This window comes from Streptomyces sp. NPDC087901, from assembly GCF_044742205.1.
Lineage (GTDB): Bacteria > Actinomycetota > Actinomycetes > Streptomycetales > Streptomycetaceae > Streptomyces.
Map to the genome: position 1 here is coordinate 526,033 of NZ_JBIUUC010000001.1, position 25,430 is coordinate 551,462.

25 protein-coding genes are annotated in these 25,430 nt (G+C 71.2%); 17 read left to right on the forward strand and 8 right to left on the reverse strand.

What is annotated here, in order from left to right; translation table 11 throughout:
• The first annotated feature begins 8 nt into the window (after positions 1-8).
• Positions 9-539 carry a winged helix-turn-helix transcriptional regulator gene (locus ACIOEW_RS02255; RefSeq protein WP_401960564.1) on the forward strand — a complete coding sequence of 177 codons (531 nt, stop codon included), beginning with the start codon at positions 9-11 and terminating at the stop codon, positions 537-539.
• Here ACIOEW_RS02255 and ACIOEW_RS02260 read toward each other — a convergent pair.
• Entirely contained in the window at positions 536-1,948 is a 1,413-nt protein-coding gene (locus ACIOEW_RS02260) for an MFS transporter (RefSeq protein ID WP_401960566.1), read from the reverse strand. The genes ACIOEW_RS02255 and ACIOEW_RS02260 overlap by 4 nt on opposite strands.
• A 101-nt stretch (positions 1,949-2,049) precedes the next feature.
• Between ACIOEW_RS02260 and ACIOEW_RS02265 the strand changes: the two genes are divergently transcribed.
• From ACIOEW_RS02265 to era, 5 genes are all read left to right on the forward strand, one after another.
• On the forward strand, positions 2,050-2,943 hold the full coding sequence (locus tag ACIOEW_RS02265) for a helix-turn-helix transcriptional regulator (protein ID WP_362540861.1): 894 nt from the start codon (positions 2,050-2,052) through the stop codon (positions 2,941-2,943).
• Between the two features lie 54 nt (positions 2,944-2,997).
• Complete coding sequence (locus tag ACIOEW_RS02270; RefSeq protein ID WP_401960568.1) at positions 2,998-3,351, forward strand: cytidine deaminase; 354 nt, start codon at positions 2,998-3,000, stop codon at positions 3,349-3,351.
• 215 nt (positions 3,352-3,566) lie between these two features.
• Positions 3,567-4,949, forward strand: a complete 1,383-nt coding sequence (locus ACIOEW_RS02275; protein WP_401960570.1) for a beta-xylosidase — start codon at positions 3,567-3,569, stop codon at positions 4,947-4,949.
• An 89-nt stretch (positions 4,950-5,038) separates the two neighbouring features.
• The gene (locus tag ACIOEW_RS02280) at positions 5,039-5,992 is read left to right on the forward strand and encodes a WxL protein peptidoglycan domain-containing protein (protein ID WP_401960572.1); all 954 of its coding nucleotides are present in this window, start codon (positions 5,039-5,041) and stop codon (positions 5,990-5,992) included.
• A gap of 62 nt (positions 5,993-6,054) precedes the next feature.
• Positions 6,055-7,029, forward strand: coding sequence for a GTPase Era (gene era, locus ACIOEW_RS02285; protein ID WP_401960574.1), 975 nt, complete (start codon positions 6,055-6,057; stop codon positions 7,027-7,029).
• A 177-nt stretch (positions 7,030-7,206) separates the two neighbouring features.
• Here the strand turns inward: era and ACIOEW_RS02290 are convergent, their stop codons facing one another.
• Both ACIOEW_RS02290 and ACIOEW_RS02295 read right to left on the reverse strand, forming a co-directional pair.
• Positions 7,207-7,473: a protealysin inhibitor emfourin gene (locus tag ACIOEW_RS02290; RefSeq protein WP_362540874.1), complete on the reverse strand. Its 267-nt coding sequence runs from the start codon at positions 7,471-7,473 to the stop codon at positions 7,207-7,209.
• Positions 7,474-7,507: 34 nt separating this feature from the next.
• Complete coding sequence (locus ACIOEW_RS02295; RefSeq protein ID WP_362540877.1) at positions 7,508-8,584, reverse strand: M4 family metallopeptidase; 1,077 nt, start codon at positions 8,582-8,584, stop codon at positions 7,508-7,510.
• Between the two features lie 294 nt (positions 8,585-8,878).
• Between ACIOEW_RS02295 and leuA the strand changes: the two genes are divergently transcribed.
• The 8 genes from leuA to ACIOEW_RS02335 all read left to right on the forward strand — a co-directional run bounded on the left by leuA (position 8,879) and on the right by ACIOEW_RS02335 (position 18,200).
• The gene (gene leuA / locus ACIOEW_RS02300; protein WP_362540880.1) at positions 8,879-10,675 is read left to right on the forward strand and encodes a 2-isopropylmalate synthase; all 1,797 of its coding nucleotides are present in this window, start codon (positions 8,879-8,881) and stop codon (positions 10,673-10,675) included.
• Positions 10,676-10,848: 173 nt separating this feature from the next.
• Positions 10,849-11,562, forward strand: a complete 714-nt coding sequence (locus tag ACIOEW_RS02305; protein ID WP_401960577.1) for a TerB family tellurite resistance protein — start codon at positions 10,849-10,851, stop codon at positions 11,560-11,562.
• Between the two features lie 163 nt (positions 11,563-11,725).
• Positions 11,726-13,825, forward strand: a complete 2,100-nt coding sequence (locus tag ACIOEW_RS02310) for an MMPL family transporter (protein WP_401960580.1) — start codon at positions 11,726-11,728, stop codon at positions 13,823-13,825.
• 89 nt (positions 13,826-13,914) lie between these two features.
• Entirely contained in the window at positions 13,915-15,234 is a 1,320-nt protein-coding gene (locus ACIOEW_RS02315; protein ID WP_401961507.1) for a sensor histidine kinase, read from the forward strand.
• Positions 15,231-15,914 carry a response regulator gene (locus ACIOEW_RS02320; RefSeq protein WP_401960582.1) on the forward strand — a complete coding sequence of 228 codons (684 nt, stop codon included), beginning with the start codon at positions 15,231-15,233 and terminating at the stop codon, positions 15,912-15,914. The genes ACIOEW_RS02315 and ACIOEW_RS02320 overlap by 4 nt, the downstream gene beginning before the upstream one ends.
• Before the next feature lie 58 nt (positions 15,915-15,972).
• Positions 15,973-16,719, forward strand: a complete 747-nt coding sequence (gene recO / locus ACIOEW_RS02325; protein WP_350994631.1) for a DNA repair protein RecO — start codon at positions 15,973-15,975, stop codon at positions 16,717-16,719.
• A 76-nt stretch (positions 16,720-16,795) separates the two neighbouring features.
• Positions 16,796-17,623, forward strand: a complete 828-nt coding sequence (locus ACIOEW_RS02330; protein ID WP_362540892.1) for an isoprenyl transferase — start codon at positions 16,796-16,798, stop codon at positions 17,621-17,623.
• Between the two features lie 46 nt (positions 17,624-17,669).
• Entirely contained in the window at positions 17,670-18,200 is a 531-nt protein-coding gene (locus tag ACIOEW_RS02335; RefSeq protein WP_401960586.1) for a hypothetical protein, read from the forward strand.
• A gap of 53 nt (positions 18,201-18,253) precedes the next feature.
• Here ACIOEW_RS02335 and ACIOEW_RS02340 read toward each other — a convergent pair whose 3' ends face one another.
• The 4 genes from ACIOEW_RS02340 to ACIOEW_RS02355 form a co-directional block, all read right to left on the reverse strand.
• A complete protein-coding gene (locus ACIOEW_RS02340; RefSeq protein WP_401960588.1) occupies positions 18,254-18,688 on the reverse strand; it encodes a Fur family transcriptional regulator in 435 nt (144 codons plus the stop codon).
• A gap of 65 nt (positions 18,689-18,753) precedes the next feature.
• Entirely contained in the window at positions 18,754-19,647 is an 894-nt protein-coding gene (locus tag ACIOEW_RS02345; RefSeq protein WP_362540898.1) for a metal ABC transporter permease, read from the reverse strand.
• Positions 19,648-19,649: 2 nt separating this feature from the next.
• Positions 19,650-20,444, reverse strand: a complete 795-nt coding sequence (locus ACIOEW_RS02350; protein WP_401961510.1) for a metal ABC transporter ATP-binding protein — start codon at positions 20,442-20,444, stop codon at positions 19,650-19,652.
• A gap of 50 nt (positions 20,445-20,494) precedes the next feature.
• Complete coding sequence (locus ACIOEW_RS02355) at positions 20,495-21,448, reverse strand: metal ABC transporter substrate-binding protein (protein ID WP_362540901.1); 954 nt, start codon at positions 21,446-21,448, stop codon at positions 20,495-20,497.
• A gap of 232 nt (positions 21,449-21,680) precedes the next feature.
• Here ACIOEW_RS02355 and ACIOEW_RS02360 point away from each other — a divergent pair, with 232 nt between their 5' ends.
• The 3 genes from ACIOEW_RS02360 (at position 21,681) to ACIOEW_RS02370 (ending at position 23,797) form a co-directional block, all read left to right on the forward strand.
• Complete coding sequence (locus ACIOEW_RS02360) at positions 21,681-23,063, forward strand: glycine--tRNA ligase (RefSeq protein ID WP_362540904.1); 1,383 nt, start codon at positions 21,681-21,683, stop codon at positions 23,061-23,063.
• 109 nt (positions 23,064-23,172) lie between these two features.
• On the forward strand, positions 23,173-23,379 hold the full coding sequence (locus ACIOEW_RS02365; RefSeq protein WP_362540907.1) for a hypothetical protein: 207 nt from the start codon (positions 23,173-23,175) through the stop codon (positions 23,377-23,379).
• A gap of 181 nt (positions 23,380-23,560) precedes the next feature.
• The gene (locus tag ACIOEW_RS02370; protein WP_401960592.1) at positions 23,561-23,797 is read left to right on the forward strand and encodes a DUF6243 family protein; all 237 of its coding nucleotides are present in this window, start codon (positions 23,561-23,563) and stop codon (positions 23,795-23,797) included.
• Between the two features lie 105 nt (positions 23,798-23,902).
• Here the strand turns inward: ACIOEW_RS02370 and ACIOEW_RS02375 are convergent, their stop codons facing one another.
• A complete protein-coding gene (locus ACIOEW_RS02375) occupies positions 23,903-25,372 on the reverse strand; it encodes an MFS transporter (RefSeq protein WP_401960594.1) in 1,470 nt (489 codons plus the stop codon).
• Positions 25,373-25,430 lie beyond the last annotated feature (58 nt).

Genomic DNA, 25,430 nt, shown 5'->3' on the forward strand with positions numbered 1-25,430 from the left:
CTGCTCCCATGTTGCAACCAGTACCCGCGGGGAAGCTGCCCGTGTCGCCGGGCCGGTCCGGCTGCCCGATCAACATGACGGTCGAGCTCCTCGGGGACCGCTGGAGCCTGATCGTGCTGCGCGACATCATGTTCGGAGGGCTCACCCACTTCCGTGAGCTGCTCAACGCCTCCATGGAAGGCATCGCGTCGAACATCCTGGCCAACCGGCTCGCCAAACTCGTCGGGGCGGGGCTGCTCACCCGCGACGACGACCCGAGCCACCGCCAGAAGGTCGCGTACCACCTCACCGAGGCGGCGGTGCAGCTCGTCCCGGTGATGGCCCAGCTCGGCGCCTGGGGTGCCCGCTGGCTGGACACGGCGCCGGAGCTGACGGTGCGGGCCGAACTGCTGGCCGCCGGTGGCCCCCCGATGTGGGAGCGGTTCATGGCGGAACTCCGCGCCACTCATCTGACCGGGGCACCGGCCCGCAGGGACGGAGTGCTGGCGGAGCTGACCGCCGCCTATGAGGAGGCGGCGGCCGCCCGGGACAGCCCTTAGGCCCGCCGCAGTCCCGCGGCCACCACGCCCGCGGCGACGACCAGCAGGCCCGCCGCCACCGCGATCACGGTCCGTACGCCACCGAACAGGGAGTCCTGGGTCGTCGCCACCACGCCGAGCAACGGGATCCCGACCGTGAGACCCACCTGCTGGGTCGTGGTGACCAGACCCGTCGCCAGGCCCTGCTCCGCGTTCGGCACCCCCGATGTGACGGTCAGTCCGTACGCGATGATCGCGCCCAGGTGGAACATGCTGGCGATCGAGACCGCGACCGTGGCCAGCCAGACGCCCGAGTCCGCGCCGAGTCCCAGCAGCGCCGCGATGAACAGGCCCTGACCCAGCAGGGAGACGGACAGGGTGCGCCGGGCACCGATCCGGCCGATGACCTTCGGGGCGTACATGCCCGCCGCCACCGAGGCGACGCCCTGCACCCCGAAGACGAGCCCGGTCCCGAACGCCGACAGGTCCAGGACCTCCTGCAGATACAGGGTCAGGACGAAGACGATGGTGCTCATCATCGAGAAGGTGAGCAGCCCGCCCAGATTGCCGAAGGCCACGGTGCGCCGGCGGAGCATCGGCAGTGAGACCAGCGGGGCCGACGCCCGCGACTCGATGACCGCGAAGGCGGCGAGCAGGCCGACCCCGGCGGCCAGGGAGATCTGCACGTCCGGGCGCCCGAAGCCGTGCTCGGCCGCCGTGGACAGGGCGTAGATCAGCGCGAGGAGGCCACCGGTGACCGTCACGGCACCGGGGACGTCGAGCCGCGGCCGGTCCGGCGTACGGGACTCGGTGAGCAGCGCGGGCGCCGCCGCGAGGACGACCACCGCGGCCAGGGTCAGCAGCCCCATCGTGGAGCGCCAGCCGAGGGTGTCGGTGAGGGTGCCGCCGGCCACCATGCCGACGGTGAAGCCGAGGGAGAGCAGGGTGCCGCTGATGCCGAGCGCCCGGTCCCGCAGCGGTCCCTCGGGGAAGGTGGTGGTGAGCAGGGACATGCCGGTCGGCACGATGGCCGCGGCGCCGAGCCCCTGGAGTGCCCGCCCGGTGAGGAAGGCGGCCGGGTTCCAGGCCAGCGTGGCCAGCAGCGAGGCCGCGCCGAAGACGGCGAGGCCGGTGAGGAACAGCCGGCGGCGGCCGTAGAGGTCGGCGATCCGGCCGAAGAGCAGCAGGAAGCCGCCGGACGGCAGGGCGAAGGCGGTGATCGCCCACTGGAGTCCTGACCGGCTCAGACCGAGGTCGTCGCCGAGAACGGGAAGTGCCACGTTCAGTACGGAGAAGTCGAGCGACACCATGAACTGCGCGGCGCACAGGACGAGGAGGACCAGCCGGGCCCGGCCGGAGAGCCGGTCCGGGGTGGGTGGCGCGGGGACGGGAGCGGTGACAGTAGCTGGGGAGGGTGAATCGATCGCCATGGGCACGAGCCTGCGGCCGTCGGAATATCCGTGGGGAGCGGGAACTTATCCTGTTGGCCGCACCACCAGGCAGGCGCGGGCACGGAAACCAGGGGGAGTACGTGGGCACACCGGCCCGGATCGCGGCGGACGCGGGCAAGGCGCATCGCCTCGGCGAGCTGCGTGAGTTCCTGATGAGCAGGCGGGCGCGGGTCAGCCCGGCCGAGGCGGGACTCCCGGACGGCGGGGCCCGGCGGCGCACCCCGGGGCTGCGGCGCGAGGAGGTCGCGGTCCTCGCGGGGGTGGGGGTCTCCTGGTATCAGTGGCTGGAGCAGGGCCGCGACATCACCGTGTCGCCCCAGGTGCTCGACTCCGTCGCCCGGGTACTGCGGCTCAGCAGCGCCGAACGCCGTCACCTCTACGTACTGGCGGGGCTCAACCCGCCCGCCCTCGAGGTCGATCCGGCCCACACGGACATGTGCGAGGGGCTGCAGCGGCTGCTCGACGGCTGGATGCCGTTCCCGGCGCAGATCATGGATGCGTACTGGAACGTCATCCTCTACAACGACGCGTCCTCGATGGTGATGGGGCTGCGTCCCGAACGTCCGCAGAACTGTGTGATCGCCTTCTTCACCGATCCGGTCCACCGGGGCGGGGAGAAGGAGTGGTGGGAGACCGCCGCCCGCGTCGTCGCCCAGTTCCGGGCCGCGTGCGCGGAGTGCCCTGACGACGACGGGTTCCGGGCGATCGTGGACGAGGCGAAGGAGCGCAGCCCCGAGTTCGCCGAACTGTGGGCGCGGCGGGACGTCGCGCCGGGCGGCCAGATGCGCAAGGAGCTGGCACACCCGGCGGTGGGCGAGCTGGTCCTGGAGGCCACCCAGTTGCGCATTCCGGCCCGCCCTGACCTGGCGGTCGTGGTGCACATGCCGTGGCCGGGCACCGGCACGGAGGAGAAGCTGCGGTGGCTGGCCTCGCCGGAGGGCCGGCGTGGCTCGATGCGCCAGGTGCGGGCGTGAGCGGTCCGGGCTCCCGCGTGCCGCGCCCGTCGCCGCACTTCGTATGCTCGGCACATGACCGATAGCACCGACCTCGGCGCCGAGGACCGCAAGATCGTCACGCTGGCGCGCAGCGCCCGCGCCCGCAACGGTGTGCCGGAGGGCGCGGCCGTGCGGGACGAGACCGGACGTACGTATGTGGCGGGGACCGTGGAGCTGGAGTCGCTGAAGCTCAGCGCGCTCCGGACGGCCGTCGCGATGGCCGTGGCCAGCGGGGCCACGTCGCTGGAGGCGGCCGCTGTCGTCTCCGCGGCGCAGACCCTCTCCGACGAGGACAGGGCCGCGGTACGGGACCTGGGCGGGGCCGGCACGCCCGTGCTGCTCGCGGGGCCCGACGGGGTGCTGCGGCTCACCGCGACGGCGGGCTGACCTCCGCAGGACCACCATCGTGTGTACGAACGCCCCGCGCCCCACCGGCGCGGGGCGTTCGTACAGGATGTGCGGGAAACGTGGATCTTGACACTATCTGATGGCCCATCAGTCAGCGCATTTCGATCCCATTGACTTCTTCCGGACCGGAGTCATCAATGGCCCCCTGCCGGCGCGGAAGAGCCGCCGCGCCGGATCCCGCAGGAGGGGGCTCCATGCGCCAAGCCATTCGAAGATCCGACAGCCGAAGATCCCGTCGCCGGGACCGTCCGGACCGCGGCCGCCGCTGGGCCGCCGCGCTCGGTGTCGGCGCGCTCGTCGTCACCGGGGGAGGGCTGCTCGCCGGACCCGCGCAGGCCAGTGCGACAGCCTCGGTCGCGGTGGACTTCCCGACCCACTGCATCCCGCCCGCCATCGCCGGCATCCCGCCGATCGACGGGACGACCTCGGCCCAGATCACCGTCGACAACGCGGCACCGAAGGTCGGCGACACGGTCACGGTGACCTACACCGTCGTCAAGCCCGCCGCGAGCAACCCCGTCGACCTGGCGCTGCCCGCCGACATCATGACGCCGACCGGCAAGGTCACCGTCGGCGGCGCGCAGTCCGCCGACGTCACGGTGGCGGGCCCGAAGAAGAACGGTCCGGTGCCCGGCAAGGGCGATTTCCCGTCGTTCTCCATGACCGGCACCTTCACGGTCACCGCGCCCGGTGAGATCACGCTCTCGCCCGGCGACTACAACATCCACACCAGCTACATCATGGAGCTGGACACGCCCTGCACGGTCACCGATCCGCCCGCCCCCGTCTCCCAGACGATCATCGCCACGGACGGCGGCGGCCAGGTCAACGAACGTGCCATCCAGCTCGGTACGGCCTCCGGCGCGGCCGGCGACCAGGTCACCGTGACCGGGTCGAAGTTCACCGCGGGCGCATCCGTCACGCTCGCCGGCCGGGCCGGGGACGCCGAGAGCGGTGACACCGCGACGGTCACCGCGGACGGTTCGGGCGGCTTCACCGGACAGCTCACCGTCAACGACCCGGCGACCACCGGCATCGTCGCCTACGAGGGCGCCGGCTGGGACGCCGCCAAGGGTGCGGGACCCCAGGCCTACACCGTCACCGGTGGCGGCGGTGAGATCCCGGACGGCAGCCAGCGGCTGACGTCGTCGGTCAGGGCGGGCACCCTCTCCATGGCCCAGGCCGGGGACTCCGTCGCACTGTCGGCGGTCGACTTCGGGCAGGGCGGCGCCTCCACCGGCGCTCTGCAGACGGTGACGGTCAAGGACTTCCGCGGCGGCCCCGCGGGCTGGTCCCTGACCGGCAAGGTCACCGACTTCACGGGTCCGGGCGGGGCGACGATCGGCGCGTCCGCGCTCGGCTGGAGTCCGGCCTGCGCCACGAAGACCGGCAGCCCGAGCACCTGCGCGGCCGGGTCCGAAGGGACGGTCGGCAGCGCGGGCGCCACCCTGGCGTCCACGCCGGACGGCGCCTTCACCGGCGGTGAGTTCACCGTCGACGCCCAGCTGTCGCTGGACGTACCGGCGTTCACCGCCGCAGGCGCGTACACCGGAGTGCTCACACTCACCCTGACGTGAGCGTGAGCGGCAGTCACTGATCAACCGGTGGGCCGGGCGCGCACCCGGCCGGCCCACCCCGCCCGAGCGTGCACCTGGGGGCCCGCACCGTGCGCAAGCTGTCCATTCTCCTGTCGTCCCTGCTGTCCGCAGCCCTGCTCCTGCTCGGCGCGCCCACGGCCGGCGCCGCCGACAACGGCAGCTGGTCGGTCTTCCCCGCCACCGCCGACGCGGGCGCGCGGCCGTACTTCTACCTCTCCGCCGACCCCGGCGCCACCCTCACCGACAAGGTGACCGTCACCAACAAGACGGGTGAGCCGCTGACCTTCCGGCTGTACGCCGCCGACGCGTACAACACCGCACGCGACGGCGGATTCGCGGTCCGGACGCAGAACGAGAAGCAGCGCTCCGTCGGAGCCTGGGCGAAGGCCGGGCGCGACCGCGTCACCGTGAAACCGCACGGCTCGGTCACCGTTCCCGTGACGATCAAGGTGCCCGAGGACGCCGAACCCGGCGACCACCCCGGCGCGCTCGTCGCCCTCGACGAACGCATCGACCCCGCCGACGCGGGCGCCGTCGCCGTCGGCATCCAGAAGGCGGTCGGCGCCCGGATATACCTGCGCGTCAACGGCCCGACGATGCCCGCGCTCTCCGTCGAGGACGTGACGGTCGAGCACACCCAGTCGCTGATCCCGGGCACGGGCACCTCCCGGGCCGTCATCTCGTACACGCTCCGCAACCGCGGCAACGTCACCCTCAGCCCCGAGGTCGCCCTCAAGGCCGAGGGCCTCTTCGGCCGCACCCTCCTGGCCCGCGACCTCAAACGCATCCCCTCCGAGCTGCTGCCCCGCCAGGAGGTGCGGCTCACCGAGGAGTGGTCGGGCGCGCCGCGGGTGGAGTGGGGCGAGATCAAGCTGACCGCGAGCGCCCGCGACACCCGCGAGTCCGCCTCCGTCTCGTACTTCGCACTGCCCTGGCCGGCCGCCGGGGTGCTGCTGGCGGCCGTCGCCGGGGGTGCGGCGCTGTGGATCCGGTCACGCCGGAACCGTCGCCGCACGGCCTGAGAAGAGGGTCCGGTGGCCGCGGCGGCCGCCTTGGTGCCCCGCAGCCGCCGGGATCGGGGACAATGGGCGCCATGAGCGCTCGACCTAACCCAGAAGCTGCTGCGCAGCAGGCTGAGAACAACGCCCCCCACCGGGCCGGTTTCGCCTGCTTCGTGGGCCGTCCCAACGCGGGCAAGTCCACCCTTACGAACGCTCTGGTCGGCCAGAAGGTGGCGATCACGTCCAACCGGCCCCAGACGACCCGGCACACCGTGCGCGGCATCGTGCACCGGCCGGACGCACAGCTGATCCTGGTCGACACCCCCGGCCTCCACAAGCCGCGCACCCTGCTGGGCGAGCGTCTCAACGACGTCGTGCGCACCACCTGGGCCGAGGTCGACGTCATCGGCTTCTGCCTGCCCGCCGACCAGAAGCTCGGCCCCGGCGACAAGTACATCATCAAGGAACTCGCGGGCATCAAGAAGACGCCCAAGATCGCGATCATCACCAAGTCCGACCTGGTCGAGTCCAAGCAGCTCGCCGAACAGCTGCTGGCCGTCTCCCGCCTCGGCGAGGAGCTCGGCTTCGAGTGGGCGGAGATCATCCCCGTCTCGGCGGTCAAGGACGACCAGGTCGGCCTGCTGGCCGACCTGATCGCCCCGCTGCTCCCGGAGAGCCCGCCGCTCTACCCGGAGGGCGACCTCACCGACGAGCCCGAGATGGTCATGGTCGCGGAACTGATCCGTGAGGCGGCGCTCGAAGGCGTACGGGACGAGCTGCCGCACTCCATCGCGGTCGTCGTCGAGGAGATGCTGCCGCGCGAGGACCGTCCGGCCGACAAGCCGCTGCTCGACATCCACGCCAACGTCTACATCGAGCGGCCCAGCCAGAAGGGCATCATCATCGGCCCGAAGGGCAAGCGGCTGAAGGATGTCGGCACGAAGTCGCGCAAGCACATCGAGGCGCTGCTGGGCACACCGGTCTTCCTCGACCTGCATGTGAAGGTCGCCAAGGACTGGCAGCGCGATCCGAAGCAGCTGCGCAAGCTGGGGTTCTGAGCGGGGCCACGATCGGGAAGCCGGCGCAGCCGTGCGAAGCCACTGAGGCCCCTTGGGGCCGAGGAGTGCGAGGGCGGCGGGAAGGGCCGGTTCCCGAGTAGCCGCACAGGCCAGGGTTCCGGGCCCCGGAGGAACAGCGGGCCGTTTCCGAGCCCTGTCAGACGTACGCCGCCGGTCTCACGCGCCCTCCTTCAGGACGCGTGAGACCAGGGCGCGCTGGGCGTCGGTCAGTCGCGGGTCCGCGCAGTGCACGGTGCGGCCGTCGACCGTGATCCGGTAGCTGAAGCCGTCCGGAACGCCCCTCGCGGGAGCCTCCCGGCCGCCGGTGACCGCCGATTCGGCCAGGGCCTCCCACTCGTGGGCGTCGGCCCGTCCCGAGGTGTCGATCTCGCGGTGGCGCGCGATGCCGGCGAAGCCGCCGGTCCTGCTCACCTGAATCCGCATGCGGTGTCCTTCCTCGACGGACGGGCCCCGGGGCCTACGCGGTCGGTACGCCCACCTCCGACCAGGCCTTGAGGACCGCCTCCACCTCGTCGCCCTCACCGAAGCGGCTGCGGGCCGCCGCCACGGTCAGCCGGGCGAAGGACGCGAAGTCCGCGTCCACCGCCAGTTCACCACCGGTGAGCACATCGAACCAGAGCTGACCCGCCCGCTCCCAGGAACTGCCGCCGAGCGCGATGGCAAGCAGATAGAACGCGCGGTTCGGGATGCCGGAGTTGAGGTGCACCCCGCCGTTGTCCTCGCCCGTGTGGATGTAGTCGTCCATGGAGGCGGGCTGCGGGTCCTTGCCGAGCACGTCGTCGTCGTACGCGGTACCGGGCGCCTTCATCGAGCGCAGCGCCACCCCCTGGACGCGGGGAGCCAGCAGCCCCGCGCCGATCAGCCAGTCGCCCTGCGCGGCGGTCTGGCCGAGCGAGTACTGCTTCACCAGGGAGCCGAACACGTCCGAGACCGACTCGTTGAGCGCCCCGGACTGGCCGTAGTAGTTCAGGTTGGCCGTGTGCTGGGTCAGTCCGTGCGCCAGCTCATGGGCGATCACGTCGATGGCGACGGTGAAGTCCAGGAAGATCTCCCCGTCCCCGTCACCGAAGACCATCTGCTCGCCGTCGAAGAAGGCGTTGTTGTACTTCTCGTCGTAGTGCACGGAGCCGATCAGCGGCAGCCCGTTGCCGTCGATCGAACGGCGGCCGTAGGCGCTGAGCAACAGTTCGAAGGTGGCGCCGAGGCCCGCGTACGCGCGGTTGACGCTGGCGTCGGACGTGGGCTCCTCGCCCTCGGCGCGGACCTTCGTCCCGGGGAGGTCCGTGCCGTGGCGGCAGTCGTAGAGCGTGCGGTCGGGTTTGCCGGACCGGTCGCCCTCGGGCGCCGGGTCGATGCGGGTCCGGACGACGGTGGTCACCTGACGCCGGGTGCGCCGGGCGGCGTCGGCCTCCAGAGTGCGGCGGGCCGGGCCCGCGAGGACGGGGTCGTCGGACTGCGACAGCTTGTCGAGGACGTGGGGCGGCACGATGGTGCAGAAGACGGGGTGGAACCCGTGCTGAGATCGAGGCTGCATACACACGACTGTGGCAGCGTGTGATGGCAAAGTCACTGGTTGCTACCTGGATTGACGAAATAGAGTGATCCATCACTGTTCACCCGTTACCGGCGCCCGGTCCCGCATACTGATACGGCACCGACGTCTCGGGCGCCACTGGGCTAGCCTCGTCGCATCATGCGTTTCGGGCTGCTTCTTCTTAGCTGCCGCGGCGAGGGCCTGTAGTCGTAGGCCGACCCCCTCCCCGCGGAGTCTGGTGTTGCAGCGACACAGTCGGCCGTCCCCTTGCAGGACCCCGAGGAGCCCTACGCCATGACCGCAGTGAACCCCGCGCAGACCCCCGCCGAGAACGCCGTGGGCCGCCCCACGCCGATCACCAACGCCACGGCGCTGCAGAAGCCGTCAGGGATGCCCGTTCACAAGTACGGTCGGTACGAGGCCGTCGAGATCCCGGACCGCACCTGGCCCGGGGAGCGGATCACCCAGGCACCCCGCTGGCTCTCCACCGACCTGCGCGACGGCAACCAGGCCCTGATCGACCCGATGTCGCCGGCCCGCAAGCGCGAGATGTTCGACCTGCTGGTTCGCATGGGCTACAAGGAGATCGAGGTCGGCTTCCCGTCCTCGGGCGAGACCGACTTCGCGTTCGTCCGCTCCATCATCGAAGAGGGCGCGATCCCCGAGGACGTGACGATCTCCGTCCTGACGCAGGCCCGCGAGGAACTGATCGAGCGGACCGTCGAGTCCCTGCGCGGCGCCCACCGCGCCACCGTGCACCTGTACAACGCCACCGCCCCCACCTTCCGCCGCGTGGTCTTCCGCGGCTCGAAGGAGCAGGTCAAGCAGATCGCGGTGGACGGCACCCGGCTGGTCATGGAGTACGCCGAGAAGATCCTCGGCGAGGAGACGATCTTCGGCTACCAGTACAGCCCCGAGATCTTCACCGACACCGAGCTGGACTTCGCCCTGGAGGTCTGCGAGGCGGTCTGTGACGTCTGGCAGCCCGAGGAGGGCCGCGAGATCATTCTCAACCTGCCCGCCACCGTGGAGCGTTCGACGCCGTCCACGCACGCGGACCGGTTCGAGTGGATGTCGCGCAACCTGTCGCGCCGCGAGTTCGTCTGCCTGTCCGTCCACCCGCACAACGACCGCGGCACCGCCGTCGCCGCCGCCGAACTGGCCCTGATGGCCGGTGCGGACCGGATCGAGGGCTGCCTGTTCGGCCAGGGCGAGCGCACCGGCAACGTCGACCTGGTGACGCTGGGCATGAACCTGTTCTCGCAGGGCGTCGACCCGCAGATCGACTTCTCGCAGATCGACGAGATCCGCCGCACCAGCGAGTACTGCAACCAGATGGAGGTCCACCCGCGCCACCCCTACGCGGGCGACCTGGTCTACACCGCCTTCTCCGGCTCCCACCAGGACGCCATCAAGAAGGGCTTCGACGCCATGGAGGCCGATGCGGCCGCCCAGGGCAAGACGGTGGACGACCTCGAGTGGGCGGTGCCCTACCTGCCGATCGATCCGAAGGACGTCGGCCGCAGCTACGAGGCGGTCATCCGGGTCAACTCGCAGTCCGGCAAGGGCGGAATCGCCTACGTCCTGAAGAACGACCACAAGCTGGACCTGCCGCGCCGGATGCAGATCGAGTACTCGCGGATCATTCAGGCCAAGACCGACGCCGAGGGCGGCGAGGTCACCCCGGCGCAGATCTGGACCACCTTCCAGGACGAGTACCTGCCCAACCCGGAGAACGCTGCGGCTCAATGGGGACGCGTACAGATCCGCTCCGGCCAGACCACGACCGGTTCGGACGGCCAGGACACGATCACCGTCGAGGCGACCGTGGACGGCGTGGACACCGTGCTCACCGGCACCGGCAACGGGCCGATCTCCGCGTTCTTCGAAGCGCTGCAGGCCATCGGTATCGACGCGCGGCTGCTGGACTACACCGAGCACACGATGAGCGAGGGTGCGAGCGCGCAGGCCGCCTCGTACATCGAGTGCGCCATCGACGGAATGGTCCTGTGGGGCATCGGCATCGACGCCAACACCACGCGGGCCTCCCTGAAGGCGGTCGTCTCGGCCGTCAACCGCGCCACCCGCTGACCCGGCGCCCGAAAGGGCATGAAGTCGCACGGTCCGTGAACCCCGCCCACCCGTACCCGGGGGGCGGGGTTCGGCCATCTCCGGGCGGTTGTGACGAGCGAGATGCTGACGCGGCTTCACGGATGTGGTTAACATCACGTCCAACACGGCAATGTTGCCGGAGCATTACGGAGGTGTGCGACGTGCGGTCAAGCCTGGGACGAAGCGCCACAAAGCTGCGTATCTGCGGCACCCGCACCCTGTGGGACACCGTCGGTGACGGCGAGTTCTTCTGCCCCGGCTGCGGGGGCGACCGCAACTACCGCCGTCTCACCGGCCGCCGCCGCTTCGCGGTCCTCGGCGTACCGCTGCTGCGACGCGGCACCGTGGGACCGGTCGTCGAATGCGCCGCCTGCCACGCCCACTTCGACCCCGAGGCGCTCGACCACCCCACCACCACACGCTTCTCCGCGATGCTCAGGGACGCCGTCCACACCGTGACCCTCGGGGTCCTCGCGGCGGGCGGCAGCACCTCCCGTACGGTCCTGGAGACGGCTGTGGAGACCGTGCGCGGCGCCGGATTCGACGACTGCACACAGGAGCAGCTCGCCACCGTCGTCGAGGTCCTCTCCGCCGACATCGGCCACGGCTCCGCGTTCGACCCCGCCGCCGAGGCCTGCGGGGCGGCTCTCGCCATCGAACTCCACGAGGCCCTGGAGCCCCTCGCCGCGCATCTGGCGCCCGCGGGCCGCGAATCGATTCTGCTCCAGGGCGCCCGGATCGCCCTCGCCGACGGCCCGTACAGCCCGGCCGAGCGCGAGGTGCTGACCACGATCGGCGGGGCGCTGCGGCTCCGCGCCGAGGACACCGCCCGGCTGCTCGCGGCGGCCGCGCGTACGCCCTCCTGATCCCTTTCTCTCTGCACCGGCCCGGTACTCCCGCTGGAGTAGCCGGGCCGTCATGCCCTCCCCGGCAGTAGCCGGGAAGTCGGCCCCCAGCGCGACGAGGTGCCCCCGGCCCGGCGGGAGTCTGGAGATGACCGGACACCCGCACGGACGAGGGGGGCCTCCCATGAGGGCCGCAGCACAGGACAGTGGCGAGCGGACGCGGCCACGCAACCGGTGGCGCATGGTGCCCTGGGCGATCGTCGCGCTCTGGGCCGCCGTGATCGCGATCGCCGGCCCGCCGGCCGGCAAGCTCGGGGACGTACAGGTCAACCGCGCCGTCGACTATCTGCCGGCGAGCGCCGACTCCACCCAGGTCGCGAAGATCCAGGACACGCTGCCCGGCGGCGAGTCGACCGACCTCGTCCTCGTGTACCACCGCGACGGCGGACTGACCGCCGCCGACCGGGCTGCCGCGACCCGGCAGACCGGCGGGGTGGCGGGCGCCCACACCCTCACCGCGCCGCCCCGGGCCGTGCCGTCCGAGGACGGCACGACGCTGATGTACCCGGTCTCCACCACCGAGCCCGGCCAGGACGACGAGGCGCGCACCGCGTTCGTCGACGAGGTGCGCGAGACCGTGAAGGGCGGCGGCGGGCTGAGCGTCGAGGTCGGCGGGCCCGGCGCCCTGAACGCCGACGCGCAGAAGGTGTACGGCTCGCTCGGCGGCCCCCTCCTCTACACGACCGTCGCGGTCGTCGCGATCCTGCTGATCCTCATCTACCGCAGCCCGCTGCTGTGGCTGGTGCCGCTCGTCGTCGCGGGCGTCGCCGACGCCCTGTCGATGGCGGTCGTCTACGGCCTCAACCGGGGTTTCGACGTCACCGTCACCGGCCAGAGCTCCGCGGTGATGACGATCCTCGTCTTCGGGGCGGGCACGGACTACGCCCTGCTGCTCGTCTCCCGCTACCGCGAGGAACTCACCCGCTTCGCCCGGCCGCACGAGGCGATGGCGGCGGCGCTGCGCGGCTGCGGGCCCGCCGTCGTCGCGTCCTCCGCCACCGTCGCAGCGGGCCTCCTGTGCCTGCTGGCCGCCGATCTCACCAGCAGCCGGGGCATGGGGCCCATCGCCGCCGTCGGGGTGCTGTGCGCGCTCCTGGCCATGCTGACGCTGCTTCCTGCCGTCCTGGTGCTCCTGGGCCGCCGGGTGTTCTGGCCCCTCGTGCCCATGTACGGCACCGAGCCGAAGAAGCGCCGCTCCCTCTTCGCCGCCATGGGCGGCTCGGCCGGACGCCGGCCCGTCGCGGTGCTGGTGACCGGCGGGGTACTGCTGGGCGCGCTGTCGCTCGGGGCGTTCAACCTGCCGGGCGACCTGAAGCAGGAGGACTCCTTCACCAGCAAGCCGGACTCGGTCATCGCCATGGCGACCCTCGCCGACGCCTACCCCGGCCGCTCCGCCCAGCCGATCACCGTGATCACCCCCACCGGCCGGGCCGGTGCCGCACTGGCGAAGGCCCGTACGACGGAGGGCGTCACCTCCGCCGAGCGCGGCCGCAGCGGCGGCGGCTGGACCGAACTGTCCGTCGTCGCCGAGGCCCGGCCGGAGTCCGCGGGGGAGCGGGACACCATCCACCGCCTGCGCGACGGCCTGGAGGGCAGCCACGTCGGCGGCCCCGGCGCCCAGCAGATGGACCTGGAGACGGCCAGCTCACGGGACCTCGGGATCGTCGTCCCGCTCGTCCTGCTCTCCGTCCTGCTGATCCTGATCGTCCTGCTGCGCAGCCTCGTCGCCCCGCTGCTGCTCGTCGCCGCCGTCGTCGCGGTCTGGGGTGCCGCGCTCGGCATCGGCGGACTGCTCTTCGAACCGGTCCTCGGGCTCAAGGGCACCGACCCCGGGCTGCCGCTGCTCTCCTTCGTCTTCCTGGTGGCCCTCGGCGTCGACTACGGCATCTTCCTGATGCACCGGGTCCGCGAGGAGGCCCGGGGCGGTGCCGAACCCACCGAGGCCGCGCTCACCGCACTGCGCACCACCGGTGGCGTGATCGCCTCGGCGGGGCTGGTGCTCGCCGCCACCTTCGCCGTCCTGACGAACATGCCGCTGACCTCCCTGGTCGAAATGGGCTTCGTCATCGCCGTGGGCGTCCTGCTCGACACCTTCCTCGTCCGTACCTACCTGGTGACCTCGGCGAGCGTGGCCCTGCAGCGGAGGATGTGGTGGCCCGGCGCGCTCAGCCGTACCCCTGCCGCACCCGCCCCGCGCGAACCGGAACTCGTCGGGACCCCCTGACAGTGCCCCGGCCCGTACCGGAGGATGGCGGCGTGTCCACCACCGCACGCCGCCGCGAGCGCATCCTGGCCGTCGTCAACCGCGACCCGATGCACGCGCCGCACAAGACGCGCACCGACGCCCTCGTAGCCGTGGGCGCCGGTGCGCTCTCCGCCGCCCTCGCCCTGTTCGCCGACGACGACGTGGCGCCCGACGCGCTCGGCTGGCTCCTGCTGACGGCCAGCGTCGCACCGCTCGTGTGGCGGCGACGGAACCCCGTCCTCGTCCTGCTCGCCATGATTCCGCTGCTGATGCTCTACCACGGCCTCGACAACGCCCATACGGCTCCGATGCCGCAGACCTGGATCGTGCTCTACACCGTGGCCGTGACCGGCCGCCCGCTGCGGACCCTGCTCACCGGCATCGGGGTGACGTCCGTGATGGTGACGGTGGTGCTCACCATCGACGCCCATCAGGGCCTCGAACTGCTGCGCATCTCCGGGTGGATCGTCGCCGTGCTGTTCTGCGGTGTCGACGTACGCATCTACCGCCAGTACGTCGCCTCGATGCTGGAGCGCGCCGAACGCGCCGAGCGGACCCGCGAGGAGGAGGCCCGTCGGCGGGTCGCCGAGGAGCGGCTGCGGATCGCCCGCGATCTGCACGACCTGCTGGCCCACAGCATCACCCTCATCGGCGTGCAGACCTCCGTCGCCTCGCACATCCTGACCGTCGACCCGGAACGGCTCGACCGGCAGGCGATCGCCGCGTCCCTGGACGACATCGCCGACACCTGCCGGGAGGCCAGGGCGGAACTCCGGACCACCCTCCAGGTGCTGCGCGACACCGGGAACGGCAACCGGCACGACACGGACGGCCCGCTGCCCGGTCTGGCCGCACTCCCCGGTCTCGTACGGGCCGCGGAGGCGGCCGGGGCGCAGGTCGACCTCCGGGTGCGCGCACCGGACAGCCGCCTCGCCCCGGCGACCGGAGCGGCCGCGTACCGCATCGTCCAGGAGTCCCTGACGAACGCGGTACGGCACGTGGGCCCCGGCGTCCGCGTCGTCGTCGCCGTCGAACCCGCCGGCCCGGGCGCCCTGCGCGTCACGGTCACGGACGACGGCACCGGTCCGGTGGACGACGGCTCCACGCCCGGGTTCGGCATCGTGGGCATGCGGGAACGGGCCCGCACCACGGGCGGCACCCTGGACGCCGGGCCCCGCCCCGGCGGCGGCTTCGAGGTCTCGGCGCTGCTGCCGTTCCAGGAACAGGCTCCGGAACAGGAACAGGCTCCGGCACAGGAACAGGAACAGGCTCCGGCACAGGAACAGGAACAAGATCCGGCACCGGCACCGGCACCGCCACAGGAACAGGCACCGGAACGAGCGCAGGGCCGCCCGGAACAGAAACTGGCATCGGAGACCGCATCATGATCCGCGTACTGCTCGCCGACGACCAGACGCTCGTGCGGGCGGCGTTCGCGATGCTCGTCGGCTCCGACCCGGGCATGGAGGTCGTCGGCGAGGCCGGCACCGGCCTCGAAGCCGTCGCGCTCGCCCGCACCGCCCGCGCCGACCTCGTCGTGATGGACATCCGGATGCCCGAACTCGACGGCATCGAGGCGACCCGCCGCATCGCCGCCGACGAGGACCTGGCCGGGGTGAAGGTCCTGGTCCTGACCACGTACGACACCGATGACCACATCGTCGAGGCGCTGCGCGCCGGCGCCTCCGGCTTTCTGGTGAAGGACACCAGGCCCGCCGACCTGCTCGCCGCCATCAAGACGGTGGCCGCGGGCGAGTCCCTGCTGTCGCCCGGCCCGACAGCCCGGCTCATCGCCCGGGTCCTCAGCGCCCCCCGGCCCCCGACCGGCGCCGGGCCCGGCGGGCCCGGGACGCTCTCCGACCGGGAACGCCAGGTTCTCGCCCTCGTCGCACGCGGTCTGAACAACACCGAGATCGCCGGGACTCTCGGCCTCAGCCCGCTCACCGCCAAGACGCACGTCAGCCGGATCATGGGCAAGCTGGCCGCCCGCGACCGGGCCCAGCTGGTGATCGTCGCCTACGAATCCGGGCTCGTCGTGCCCGCGGGCGGCGGCGCGGCAGGGAGCTGAGCGGACCGGGTTCCGGGGGCGGGCCCGCCGGGCCATCCGCGTACCGGACAATGGAGCCATGAGCTTGTTCCGGGACGACGGCGTGGTGCTCCGCACGCAGAAGCTGGGCGAGGCCGACCGGATCATCACGATCCTGACCCGCGGCCACGGCCGGGTACGGGCCGTCGCACGCGGGGTGCGGCGCACGAAGTCGAAGTTCGGGGCCCGGCTGGAGCCGTTCTCCCATGTGGACGTGCAGTTCTTCGCGCGCGGCAGCGAACTGATCGGGCGCGGGCTGCCGCTCTGCACCCAGAGCGAGACCATCGCCCCGTACGGCGGCGCGATCGTCACCGACTACGGGCGCTACACCGCCGGCACCGCGATGCTGGAGACCGCCGAACGCTTCACCGACCACGAGGGCGAGCCCGCGGTCCAGCAGTACCTCCTGCTGGTGGGAGGCCTGCGCACGCTGGCCCGCGGGGAGCACGAGCCGAATCTCATCCTCGACGCGTTCCTGCTGCGTTCGCTCGCGGTCAACGGCTACGCCCCCAGTTTCGTCGACTGCGCCCGGTGCGGAATGCCCGGTCCGAACCGGTTCTTCTCCGTCGCGGCGGGCGGCGTCATCTGCGGCGACTGCCGGGTGCCCGGCAGCGTCGTACCCTCGGCTGAGGCCGTCACCCTGCTGAGCGCCCTGCTGTCCGGCGACTGGGAGACGGCGGACGCGTGCGAGGCGCGTCATGTCAGGGAGGGGAGCGGGCTGGTGTCCGCCTATCTGCACTGGCATCTGGAGCGCGGGCTGCGCTCACTGCGGTACGTGGAAAAGTGACACAGGCAGATCAGGCGATCAGGTAGATCAGCAGATCAGGCGATCAGTGGATCAGGCACAGGGAGCGAGACAGTTCATGGCAGTACCTGGGATTTTCGGCGGCCGTAACCGGCGCGACTACAAGACCCCGGAGCCGCACCCGTCCGGTGCCGTGCCCCCGAAGATCCCCGGCGAGCTGGTGCCCAAGCACGTCGCCGTCGTGATGGACGGCAACGGCCGCTGGGCCAAGGAGCGCGGTCTGCCGCGCACCGAGGGCCACAGGGTGGGCGAGGGCGTCGTCATGGACGTGCTCAAGGGCTGCATCGAGATGGGCGTCAAGAACCTCTCGCTGTACGCGTTCTCGACGGAGAACTGGAAGCGGTCGCCGGAGGAGGTGAAGTTCCTCATGAACTTCAACCGGGACGTCATCCGCCGCCGCCGCGACGAGATGGACGAACTCGGCATCCGGATCCGCTGGGTCGGCCGCATGCCGAAGCTGTGGAAGTCCGTCGTCCAGGAGCTCCAGGTCGCCCAGGAGCAGACCAAGGACAACGACAAGATGACGCTGTACTTCTGCGTCAACTACGGCGGCCGTGCCGAGATCGCGGACGCCGCGCAGCGGATCGCCCAGGACGTCGCGGCCGGGAAGCTCGACCCGTCGAAGGTCAACGAGAAGACGTTCGCGAAGTACATCTACTACCCGGACATGCCGGACGTCGACCTCTTCGTCCGCCCCAGTGGTGAGCAGCGCACCTCCAACTACCTGATCTGGCAGAGCGCGTACGCCGAGATGGTCTTCCAGGACGTGCTGTGGCCGGACTTCGACCGTCGCGACCTGTGGCGGGCCTGCCTGGAGTTCGCGCAGCGCGACCGGCGCTTCGGCGGGGCGGTTGAGGCGGCACAGAAGGCGGAACCCACGGCCTGATCCTTTGCCGGTACGATCACGGCTCTTCACACTTCAGGGGGGGGCCATGAGTGGGCAGCAGGGGGCCGTGCACGGTGCGGTCGAGCTGAGATACCACCCGGTGCTGCGGGACTATTCGGCGGCGCTCCGCGCCCGCAACCGGGTCAGTGCGACGGGCCGGCGGCAGCGGATCCTGGGGGTGGTCACGACGGGTTGCGCCGTCGTGACCGCCTCGCTGTCCCTGGCGACAGGCAGCGAAACGCCGGTGGCGCTGCTGATTTTGATGCTGGTCTGCGGCCCGCTGCTGCTCCTGAGCCCGTGGCTGATGGCACGCCAGCTGTTCCGGTTCGTGGGGCGGCAGGGCGAGTTCCGGGTGCGGGTCGAAGAGTCCGGCGTCAGCGTCGACACGGACAACACCAGTGCGGTCGTCAGGTGGCAGGCGCAGCCGCAGTACGTGGAGACACCAGATCTCTTCGTGATGCTCAGCGACGACAAGAACGCCACCGCCCTGACCGTGATAGCCAAGCGCGGCGCCCAGGACCGGTCCGACGTGGACCGCCTGCGCGAGATCTTCGACCGGCACCTGACAAAGGCCTGACAGCCGAAGCCCGGCATCTCCCAGCCTCTCCGGCGAGGAGCGGGGCCCCGGGCTCACCCCTTGGCGCTTGCGCACTCCATGCACGTGCCGAAGACCTCGACGGTGTGGGCCACGTTCACGAAGCCGTGCTGTGCCGCGATGGTCTCGGCCCACTGCTCCACCGCCGGGCCCTCCACCTCGACGGCCTTGCCGCACATCCGGCACACCAGATGGTGGTGGTGGTCGCCGGTCGAGCACCGGCGGTAGACGGACTCGCCCTCGGTGGTGCGCAGCACGTCGACCTCGCCCGCGTCCGCGAGGGACTGCAGGGTGCGGTAGACCGTGGTCAGCCCGACCGAGTCACCGCGGTGCTTGAGTACGTCGTGCAGTTCCTGGGCGCTGCGGAACTCGTCCACCTCGTCGAGCGCCGCAGCCACCGCTGTCCGCTGCCGGGTCGACCGGCCGCGTACCGGTGCAGCGTTCGTTCCACTGATCGGCGCCGTCGCCACAGGAGCCTCCTCGTGTCGCCCGTACGTATGTCGGGCCATTGTGCCAGTCCGCACCGGCGGCACGGTCAGACGTGGACGTCGTCCGCGGGCCGGCGGGTGACCGGTACCTCCAGGGTGCACCGGTCGTCCGCCGTTTCGCGGCGGCTGGCCCGGATCCGGGCCAGCGGGGCGGCGAGCAGCGTCAGGGCGATGAACACTCCGATGGCCAGCAGCACGATCGTCGCGCCGGGGGGGACGTCCTGGTAGTACGAGGTGATGGTGCCGGCCAGGGTCACCGCGACCCCGGTGACGACCGAGAGCACGAACGTCACCTTGAAGGAGCGGGTGATCTGCTGCGCGGCGGCGACCGGGACCACCATCAGGGCGCTGACCAGCAGGAGCCCGACGACCCGCATCGCGACGGTGACGGTCACCGCGGCGGTGACCGCGATCAGCAGGTTCAGCACGCGCACGGGCAGCCCGGTGACCCGGGCGAACTCCTCGTCCTGGCTGACGGCGAACAGCTGTCGTCGCAGCCCCACCGTCACCAGCAGCACGAACGCCGCCAGCAGGGCGATCGCGGTGATGTCCTCGGACGAGACCGTGGACAGCGAGCCGAAGAGGTACGAGGTGAGGTTGGCGTTGGAGCCGGTGTCGGAGAGGTTGATCAGCAGGACACCGCCCGCCATGCCGCCGTAGAAGAGCATCGCCAGCGCGATGTCGCCGCGGGTGCGTCCGTACCAGCGGATCAGCTCCATGGTGACGGCGCCGACGACGGCGACGGCCGTGGCCATCCAGACCGGGCTGGTGGAGAGCAGGAAGCCGAGGCCGACGCCGGTCATCGCGATATGGCCGATGCCGTCGCCCATCAGGGCCTGCCGGCGCTGCACCAGGTAGATGCCGACGGCGGGGGCGATGACGCCGACCAGTACGGCGGCGATCAGCGCCCGCTGCATGAAGGGAGGGGTGAGGAATTCCATGATCAGCTCAGCAGTCCCGTCCGGACGGGCTCGGAGGCCGCGTGGGGGTGTACGTGGTCGTGGCCGGGCAGTGCGTGCTGCCCGAGTGCCTTCGGGGGCGGCCCGTCGTGCATCACGCAGCCGTCGCGCAGCACGATGGCCCGGTCGATCAGGGGCTCCAGCGGGCCGAGCTCGTGCAGGACGAGCAGCACGGTGGTGCCGGCCGCGACCTGTTCGCGCAGGGTCTCGGCGAGGATCTCCTGGCTGGCCAGGTCGACGCCGGCCATCGGCTCGTCCATGATCAGCAGCTCGGGTTCGGAGGCGAGCGCGCGGGCGATCAGTACGCGCTGGTGCTGGCCGCCGGAGAGGGCGTCCACGGAGTCCTTGGCGCGGTCGGCGAGGCCGACGAGCGCGATGGCGCGGTCGACGGCGGCGCGGTCCGCCTTGCGCGGCAGCCCCAGCCGGGTGCGCGAAAGCCGCCCGGAGGCGACGACCTCGCGGATCGTGGCGGGCACACCGCCGGCCGCGGTGGTGCGCTGCGGTACGTAGCCGATCCGGGCCCAGTCGCGGAAGCGGCGCAGCGGGGTGCCGAAGAGCTCGACGGTGCCGCCGGTGAGCGGGACCTGGCCGATGACGGAGCGCACGGCGGTCGACTTGCCGGAACCGTTGGCGCCGAGCAGGGCGACCACCTCGCCGCGGTGCACGGTCAGATCGATGCCGCGCAGCACGGGGCGTGCGCCGAGGGTGGCCGCGGCGTCGCGCACCACGATCACGGGGTCGGGTGCGGTGCTCGGTGTGGTGCTCTGGGGCTCGGGCATGAGCGCCTCCGGTGCTGCTGCGCGGTTCGGGTCGGCCGGGTCGGTGTCGCTCACTTCGCGCCCAGTGCCTTCTGCAGCGCGGTGAGGTTGGACTCCATGACCTCGATGTAGTCATCGCCCTTGGACTTGCCGGTGATTCCCTCCAGCGGGTCCAGGACGTCGGTCTTCAGGCCGGTGTCCCGCGCCACGGTCTTCGCGGTCTTGTCGCTGGCGAGCGTCTCGAAGAAGACGGTGGTGACGTTCTTCTCCTGTGCGATCGAGTGCAGGGCGCTGATCCGCGCGGGGCTGGGCTCGGCCTCGGGGTCGATGCCGGCGATGCCCTCCTGGGTGAGGCCGTAGCGCTCGGCGAGGTACCCGAAGGCGGAGTGGGTGGTGATGAACGTCCTGGTCGCGGTGTTCTTGAGCCCGTTCTCGTACGCGGTGTCGAGTGCGTCGAGCTTGGTGACCAGGGCGTCGGTGTTCTTGCGGTAGTCCGCGGCGTGGTCCGGGTCGGTCTTCTCCAGGGACGCACCCACCCCCTTGGCGACCTGGGCGTACTTCACCGGGTCCAGCCAGATGTGCGGGTCGGCGCCGGCCTCGTCGCCCTCGTGCTCGTGGGCGTGCTCCTCGCCGCCGACCTCGGCGCCGTGGTCCTCCAGCGTGGTGAGCTTCGCGGCGTCGACGGTGTGCTCGGACTCGGAGAGCTTGATCGCGTCGTCGACGGCGGGCTGGAGGCCCTTGAGGTAGAGGATGTAGTCCGCGTCGCTCAGGCCGCCGACCTCCCGCGGGCTGAGCTCCAGGTCGTGCGGTTCCACGCCCGGCTTGGTCAGCGTGGAGACGGAGACGTGGTTTCCGCCGATCTGCTCGGCGAGGAACTGCATCGGATAGAACGACGCCACCACGTTCAGCTTGTCGCCGTTCTTGCGGTCGGCTGCGTCGGACGCCGAGCAGGCGGAGAGTGCGGTGAGGCCGAGGACGACTGCTCCGGCGACGGCGGTCGTGGGTATGAGGCGGCGTACGTTCATGACAGTCATTTTCAACAAAAGTGGAAACGATTGTCAACAAGGCGGCCCGGCCGCCCTCACGGCGGGCTGCTCGACGGGCTTCTCGGCGAGCTGGTCCGATACCGATTTGATCGAAGGGGCGTGCCCGCCGGTAATCTGAGGTATTCGCGCACCCGTCTCCTGACCACCACCCCCCACCGAGGCGCTTCGCGTCGCCCCTGTCCCGTTTCGTCGTCGTAATGAAGAGAGCACCGTGGCCGCCGACAAGATCGACTCCATCGTCAGCCTGAGCAAGCGCCGTGGCTTCGTCTACCCCTGCAGTGAGATCTACGGTGGTCAGCGTGCCGCCTGGGACTACGGGCCGCTGGGCGTTGAACTCAAGGAGAACCTCAAGCGCCAGTGGTGGCGCTACATGGTCACCTCGCGCGAGGACGTGGTCGGACTCGACTCGTCGGTCATCCTGGCCCCCGAGGTGTGGGTGGCCTCCGGTCACGTCGCCACGTTCTCCGACCCGCTGACCGAGTGCACCTCCTGCCACAAGCGCTACCGCGCGGACCACCTGGAGGAGGCGTACGAGGAGAAGCACGGCAAGCCGCCGGTCAACGGCCTCGCCGACCTCAACTGCCCCAACTGCGGTAACAAGGGCACCTTCACCGAGCCCAAGCAGTTCTCCGGCCTGCTCTCGACGCACCTCGGCCCGACCCAGGACTCCGGCTCGGTGGCCTACCTGCGCCCCGAGACCGCCCAGGGCATCTTCACCAACTTCGGTCAGGTGCAGCAGACCTCGCGCAAGAAGCCGCCGTTCGGCATCGCGCAGATGGGCAAGTCCTTCCGGAACGAGATCACTCCGGGCAACTTCATCTTCCGCACGCGCGAGTTCGAGCAGATGGAGATGGAGTTCTTCGTCAAGCCGGGCGAGGACGAGCAGTGGCAGGAGTACTGGATGGAGCAGCGCTGGAACTGGTACACCGGCCTGGGCCTGCGCGAGGAGAACATGCGGTGGTTCGAGCACCCGAAGGAGAAGCTCTCCCACTACTCCAAGCGCACCGCTGACATCGAGTACCGCTTCCGCTTCGGCGGCAGCGAGTGGGGCGAGCTGGAGGGTGTCGCCAACCGCACGGACTACGACCTGAAGGCGCACTCCAAGGCCTCCGGCACGGACCTGCAGTTCTACGACCAGGAGGCCGGCGAGCGCTGGACCCCCTACGTCATCGAGCCCGCGGCCGGTGTCGGCCGTTCGATGCTCGCCTTCCTGCTGGACGCCTACATCGAGGACGAGGCGCCCAACGCCAAGGGCGTCATGGAGAAGCGCACCGTGATGCGCCTCGACCCGCGCCTGGCGCCGGTCAAGGTCGCGGTCCTGCCGCTGTCCCGCAACCCGCAGCTCTCGCCGAAGGCCAAGGGCCTCGCGGCCGACCTGCGGCAGAACTGGAACATCGAGTTCGACGACGCGGGCGCCATCGGCCGCCGCTACCGTCGCCAGGACGAGATCGGCACGCCGTTCTGCGTCACCGTCGACTTCGACACCCTCGACGACAACGCGGTGACGGTGCGCGAGCGCGACACCATGAAGCAGGAGCGCGTCTCGCTGGACCAGATCCAGGCGTACCTCGGCGCCCGCCTGCTCGGCTGCTGACGCGTCGCACCCGCTGTACCCGCTGTACCCGTTGCACGAAGCCCCCGGTTCCCCGTACGGAACCGGGGGCTTCGTGCACACTGGGCACACTCGCCCTCAGGAGGCTCGGATGCCGTCCATGACCACGAGCAAGGTCAGCAGATGGGACCAGCACGGCCGTGAACACGTCGTTCACGTGCGGAAGTCGGGGGTGCAGCGGCAGCTGAGCTGCGACACCTGCGACTGGCGCAGGGCGGTGCAGTTCCTGCCCTGGCTCAAGGCCGAGGAACACCTCACCGAGGCCCACCAGGCAACGGTCGACCCGACCGCGAAGTAGGAGCTTCGCCCGGCGGGGAGAAAACGCGGTGCCGCGGCCGATGGGGGCGGGATACCGTTTGCCCATGTCTTCGTTCTTCCAGATCTACGAGTGAGAGCGCGGCGGGTCCGACCACCCGCCGCCCACCGGACCGATCCAGGGTCTTCTCAGACCTCACTTTCACCACGAATGGGAGAACCCCGTGGCCAAGAGCCGTAACAACCTTCTCGGTGTCGGCGGACAGCGCAAGAAGGTGTCCCGCGCCGAGCAGCAGGGCGCCGGCCCCGAGCGCAACGCCAACCGCAAGACGGCCGCCGAGCAGAAGGCGGAGCTGCTGCGCAAGATGCGTGAGCGCGCCGCCGGAACCGAGCCGTCGGACGCCGCCGCCGCCCCCGCCGCGCAGGACGCCCCGGAGCAGGACGCGCCTGCGCAGAGCTGACGCCTCCTCGCCGAGGACAGTTCGCACCACCCGTACGACCGTGGGCCCGGAACACCTCAGGCATCTGAGGTGTTCCGGGCCCACACCCGTATCGGCGCCCCGCTCTCAGGCCACGCTGCGCGGCAGCCGCAGGCTCAGCAGCGTGGTCAGCGCGACAGCCGCCAGCTGGACCAGCAGCGTCACGATCAGCGCGTCCCGCATGCCCGAGCCCGGCGCCAGCGCCAGGAACAGCGAGCCGAGCGTCGCCACGCCCAGCGCCAGCGCCGCCTGCTGGGTCGTCGTCATGACACCGCCGCCCACACCGGCCCGCTCCGGCGGCACGTCGGACAGCACGATGCGGAAGAGGACGGGCAGCTGCAGCCCCTGACCGAGGCCGGCGATCGCCATCCCCGGAATCAGCCCCGGCAGCCCCAGGCCCGACCAGCCGTGCCACACCGTGAGAGCGAGCACGACGACGCCTGCCGCCTGGATCAGTCCGCCGGCCGTCACGACCCGGCTGCCGTATCGCCGCACCAGCCGCGGACCGGCCAGTGAGGCCGCGAAGAAGGCCACCGCCATCGGGGCCATCGACAGGCCCGATGCCGCCGGACCCAGCTTCAGGCCCTGCTGGAGCGCCACGGCGATGACGAACATGAAGCCGCCGAAGCCGATCGAGAACGGCACCACCAGCGCCAGCCCGCGCCGCAGCGAGTCGAGCCGCAACAGGCTCGGCGGGACCAGCGGAACCAGTCCGCGCCGGTCGGCCCGCCGCTCCACCCGGTAGAAGGCGACCGCGGCGAACGGGAACAGCGCCAGCGACACCCAGGTCCACAGCGGCCAGCCCGCGGCCCGCCCCTCGGTGAGCGGGGCCAGCAGCGTCACCAGGGACAGGGCGAGCAGCAGCGTGCCCGGTACGTCGATGGGCGCCGGCCGCTCCGAACGGGTCTCCGGCACCGCGCGGGCCGCCAGGAACAGCCCGACGGCCGCCACCGGAACGTTGACCAGGAACACCGAGCGCCACCCCGCGCTCTCGCCGAACACCGACGACAGCGGCGCAGCGGCGACCAGCACACCGCCCAGGATCTGGCCCGCGACCATGGAGAGCCCGGCCGTGGCCCCGTACAGGCTCATCGCCCGGGCCCGCCGGTGCCCCGAGGTGGCCGCCTGGATGGTGGCGAGCACCTGCGGCAGCATCAGCGCCGCCGCGGCCCCCTGGGCCACCCGCGCACCGACCAGCGTCCAGGCGTTCGGGGCGAGCCCGCAGGCCAGTGAGGTGAGCCCGAAAGCGGCGATGCCCAGCAGGAAGAGCCGGCGCCGGCCGGCCATGTCGCCGAGCCGGCCGCCGAGGACAAGCAGGACGGCGTACGAGAGCCCATAGCCCGCGACGACCAGTTCCAGCAGCGCGGGACCCGCGGCCAGGTCGTGGTCGATGGTGGGCAGGGCGACGTTGACGATGAAGAAGTCGATCAGGGGGAGGGCCGCACCCAGCAGCACGGTGAACAGCCCCAGCGCGCCGAGCACCGGGGCCGGATGGTCGTGCCGCACCACGGGGGCGGGGGCGGCGTATGTCTTCGGCCGTACAGAGGATTCACTCACGGAACCGACGATCGCTCTTCTCGGAGCCTGGTACCAGAGTGTCTTTATCCTGGTACAA

What these genes read in the sequence shown, in the direction of transcription:
- ACIOEW_RS02255 (WP_401960564.1), top strand. Translation starts at nt 9, where the DNA reads ATGTTGCAACCAGTACCCGCGGGGAAGCTGCCCGTGTCGCCGGGCCGG.
- ACIOEW_RS02355 (WP_362540901.1), bottom strand. Translation starts at nt 21,448, where the DNA reads ATGAACGTACGCCGCCTCATACCCACGACCGCCGTCGCCGGAGCAGTC.
- recO (WP_350994631.1), top strand. Translation starts at nt 15,973, where the DNA reads ATGAGCTTGTTCCGGGACGACGGCGTGGTGCTCCGCACGCAGAAGCTG.
- ACIOEW_RS02320 (WP_401960582.1), top strand. Translation starts at nt 15,231, where the DNA reads ATGATCCGCGTACTGCTCGCCGACGACCAGACGCTCGTGCGGGCGGCG.
- ACIOEW_RS02260 (WP_401960566.1), bottom strand. Translation starts at nt 1,948, where the DNA reads ATGGCGATCGATTCACCCTCCCCAGCTACTGTCACCGCTCCCGTCCCC.
- ACIOEW_RS02350 (WP_401961510.1), bottom strand. Translation starts at nt 20,444, where the DNA reads ATGCCCGAGCCCCAGAGCACCACACCGAGCACCGCACCCGACCCCGTG.
- ACIOEW_RS02330 (WP_362540892.1), top strand. Translation starts at nt 16,796, where the DNA reads ATGGCAGTACCTGGGATTTTCGGCGGCCGTAACCGGCGCGACTACAAG.
- ACIOEW_RS02270 (WP_401960568.1), top strand. Translation starts at nt 2,998, where the DNA reads ATGACCGATAGCACCGACCTCGGCGCCGAGGACCGCAAGATCGTCACG.
- ACIOEW_RS02335 (WP_401960586.1), top strand. Translation starts at nt 17,670, where the DNA reads ATGAGTGGGCAGCAGGGGGCCGTGCACGGTGCGGTCGAGCTGAGATAC.
- leuA (WP_362540880.1), top strand. Translation starts at nt 8,879, where the DNA reads ATGACCGCAGTGAACCCCGCGCAGACCCCCGCCGAGAACGCCGTGGGC.
- ACIOEW_RS02295 (WP_362540877.1), bottom strand. Translation starts at nt 8,584, where the DNA reads ATGCAGCCTCGATCTCAGCACGGGTTCCACCCCGTCTTCTGCACCATC.
- ACIOEW_RS02310 (WP_401960580.1), top strand. Translation starts at nt 11,726, where the DNA reads ATGAGGGCCGCAGCACAGGACAGTGGCGAGCGGACGCGGCCACGCAAC.
- ACIOEW_RS02365 (WP_362540907.1), top strand. Translation starts at nt 23,173, where the DNA reads ATGCCGTCCATGACCACGAGCAAGGTCAGCAGATGGGACCAGCACGGC.
- ACIOEW_RS02275 (WP_401960570.1), top strand. Translation starts at nt 3,567, where the DNA reads ATGCGCCAAGCCATTCGAAGATCCGACAGCCGAAGATCCCGTCGCCGG.
- ACIOEW_RS02290 (WP_362540874.1), bottom strand. Translation starts at nt 7,473, where the DNA reads ATGCGGATTCAGGTGAGCAGGACCGGCGGCTTCGCCGGCATCGCGCGC.
- ACIOEW_RS02345 (WP_362540898.1), bottom strand. Translation starts at nt 19,647, where the DNA reads ATGGAATTCCTCACCCCTCCCTTCATGCAGCGGGCGCTGATCGCCGCC.
- ACIOEW_RS02315 (WP_401961507.1), top strand. Translation starts at nt 13,915, where the DNA reads ATGCACGCGCCGCACAAGACGCGCACCGACGCCCTCGTAGCCGTGGGC.
- era (WP_401960574.1), top strand. Translation starts at nt 6,055, where the DNA reads ATGGGCGCCATGAGCGCTCGACCTAACCCAGAAGCTGCTGCGCAGCAG.